The sequence below is a fragment of the Actinomadura sp. CNU-125 genome, from assembly GCF_001942465.1.
Classification (GTDB): domain Bacteria; phylum Actinomycetota; class Actinomycetes; order Streptosporangiales; family Streptosporangiaceae; genus Spirillospora.
Genome location: NZ_MKJY01000415.1, coordinates 1 through 3,174, shown reverse-complemented (window position 1 = coordinate 3,174; position 3,174 = coordinate 1). Strand labels below are relative to the sequence as shown.

1 protein-coding gene is annotated in these 3,174 nt (G+C 72.6%); it reads right to left on the bottom strand.

Going from position 1 to position 3,174, the window contains the following annotated elements; translation table 11 throughout:
- Nucleotides 1-206 precede the first annotated feature (206 nt).
- The gene (locus BJF79_RS35500; protein WP_075904002.1) at nt 207-2,828 is read right to left on the bottom strand and encodes a valine--tRNA ligase; all 2,622 of its coding nucleotides are present in this window, start codon (nt 2,826-2,828) and stop codon (nt 207-209) included.
- Nucleotides 2,829-3,174 lie beyond the last annotated feature (346 nt).

The window sequence follows — 3,174 nt, the reverse complement described above, 5'->3', positions numbered from 1 at the left end:
CGTCGGCGGCGCGGCGGCCCGGGGGGTCGGTCCGGCGGAGGTGAGTCGGCCATTGCACTCCCGGGGGTTCTCGAGGCGACCGGAATGCCCGCGATCATGGGGATCGTAACTCCCCGCGGGCGGCGTGGCACGGTGAACGCCCGACAGGCCCTCCGGCCGGCGTCCCGGGGCGGGACGCCGGCGCGCGGCCGCCGGACGGGCGCGGGTCACCCGGCGGGCAGGGCGGTGAGCTGGGCCTCCAGCCGTTCGATGTCGGCCTCGGCCTGCGCGAGCCGGTCCCGGTTCTTGGTGACGACGGCCTCGGGGGCCTTCGCCATGAACGCCTCGTTGCCGAGCTTCTTGTTCGCCTGGTCGACCTCCTTGCGGGCGGCGGCCAGGTCCTTTTCGAGGCGCTTGCGCTCGGCGGCGACGTCGATGGTCCCGGCGGTGTCCAGCCGGACCGTGACGCCCTCGACCGGCAGCGACGCGGTCGCGGCGAAGCCGTCGCCGGGGTCGGTGAGCCGCAGCAGGGCGCGGACGCCCTCCTCGTGCGGGGCGAGCGGGGACCCGTTCCACTCCAGGACGGCGGCGACCTTCTGGCCCGCCTTGAGGCCCTGGTCGGAGCGGAACCGGCGGACCTCGGTGACGAGCCGCTGCAGCGACGCGACGAGCCCCTCGGCGTCCCGGTCGGTGCGGGACGGGTCGGCGGCCGGCCACGCGGCCCGCACGATCGTGTCGCCCCCGGTGAGGGACGTCCAGAGCTCTTCGGTCACGAACGGGATGACCGGGTGCAGGAGCCGCAGCAGGCTCTCCAGGACCTCGCCGAGGACGCGACGCGTCGCGGGAGCGCGGTCGTCGGCGAGCTGGACCTTCGCGAGTTCGACGTACCAGTCGCAGACCTCGTCCCACGCGAAGTGGTACAGCGTCTCGCACGCCTTCGCGAAGTCGTAGGACTCCAGCTGGGCGTCCACCTCGGCGATGACCGTGTGCAGCCGCGACAGGATCCACGCGTCGACCGTCGTGAGCTCGGCCGGGACGTCGCCCTCGACGTGCGCACCGTTGATCATCGCGAACCGGGTGGCGTTCCACAGCTTGTTGCAGAAGTTGCGCGAACCCTGCGCCCAGTCCTCGGCGACCGGGACGTCGCCGCCGGGGTTCGCGCCGCGCAGCAGCGTGAACCGGGTCGCATCGGCGCCGTACCGGTCGATCCAGTCGAGCGGGTCGACGACGTTGCCGAACGACTTCGACATCTTCTTGCCGTACTGGTCGCGGACCATGCCGTGCAGGGCGATGGTGCCGAACGGCGCGACGCCGTCCATCGCGTACAGCCCGAACATCATCATCCGGGCGACCCAGAAGAACAGGATGTCGTAGCCGGTGACCAGCACGGACGTCGGGTAGAAGCGCTTGAGGTCCGGGGTGTCGTCGGGCCAGCCGAGCGTGGAGAACGGCCACAGCGCCGACGAGAACCACGTGTCGAGGACGTCGGTGTCCTGCGTCCACCCGGCGGGCGGTTCCTCGTCGGGGCCCGGGCACGCGGTCTCGCCGTCCGGCCCGTACCAGACGGGGATGCGGTGCCCCCACCACAGCTGGCGGCTGATGCACCAGTCGTGCATGTTGTCGACCCACTCGAAGTAGCGGGCCGCCATCTCCGGCGGGTGGATCGCCACCCGGCCGTCCCGGACGGCGTCGCCCGCGGCCTTCGCGAGCGGCTCGACCTTCACGAACCACTGCAGCGACACGCGCGGCTCGACGACCGTCGCGCACCGCTGGCAGTGCCCGACCGAGTGCTCGTACGGGCGGACCTCCTTGACGATCCGGCCCTGTTCGCGCAGCGCCGCGACGACCGCGGGCCGCGCCTCGAACCGGTCGAGGCCCTCGAACGGGCCCGGCGCCGTCACGATCCCGCGCTCGTCCAGCACGGTGCGGGACGGCAGCGAGTGGCGGCGCCCGATCTCGAAGTCGTTCGGGTCGTGCGCCGGAGTCACCTTGACCGCGCCGGTGCCGAACTCGGGGTCGACGTGCTCGTCGGCGACGACGGGGATGCGGCGGCCGGTCAGCGGCAGCTCGACCTCCCGCCCCACCAGGTGCTTGTACCGTTCGTCGTCCGGGTGGACGGCCACGGCCGTGTCGCCGAGCATCGTCTCCGCCCGGGTGGTCGCGACGACGATCTCGTCCTCACCCGACCCGTACCGCATCGACACGAGCTCGCCCTCGCGGTCGGAGTGCTCGACCTCGATGTCCGACAGGGCCGTCAGGCAGCGCGGGCACCAGTTGATGATGCGCTCGGCGCGGTAGATCAGGCCGTCGTCGAACAGCCGCTTGAAGATCGTCCGGACGGCGCGGGCGCGCGGCTCGTCCATCGTGAACGCCTCGCGCGACCAGTCCACACTGTCGCCGAGCCGCCGCATCTGGCCGAGGATCCGGCCACCGGACTCGGCCTTCCACTGCCAGACCCGCTCGACGAACTTCTCACGTCCGAGGTCGTGCCGGGACAGGCCCTCCTTGGCCAGCTCCCGCTCCACGACGTTCTGGGTGGCGATGCCCGCGTGGTCCATGCCCGGCACCCACACGGCCTCGTGCCCCTGCATCCGGCGGCGCCGGACGAGCGTGTCCTGGATCGAGTGGTCGAGGGCGTGTCCCATGTGCAGCGAACCGGTCACGTTCGGCGGCGGGATGACGATCGAGTACGCGGGCCGGGACGGGTCGCGGGCCGGATCGGCGGCGAACAGGCCCGCCGATACCCAGCGCTCGTACAACCTGCCCTCGACGTCCGCCGGTCGGTACTGGGTGGGCAGGTCGACGTCCGCGGCGGCCCCCTGGCCGCGCTCATTGCTGGGCTGAGTCACGGCTGACGATTCTACGGGGACGCGGACGGTCCGGCGTCCGGGGAGGCGCCCCGGACGCGCCGGGGGCGGCACCGCGAGGGACGGGGAGATCTTCCCCGCTCACGAGGAGGGCACGTCGAGGGAACGAGAAAGGTAGAACGCGCGGGACCGCTCGTGCGTCAATGGATTGACCGTGGGCGCGCTCCCAGCCCACCCGTTCCGCCCCGAACGAGGAGATCCATGAGCGGCTCGGAACCCGCCCCCGAACCCGCCTCCGACCCCGGGACCGCCCGACCCGTCCAACCCGTCCCGACCCCCACGCCCCCTCGGCCCGTCCCGAACCGGCCGCATCGAACCCGCCCGTCGC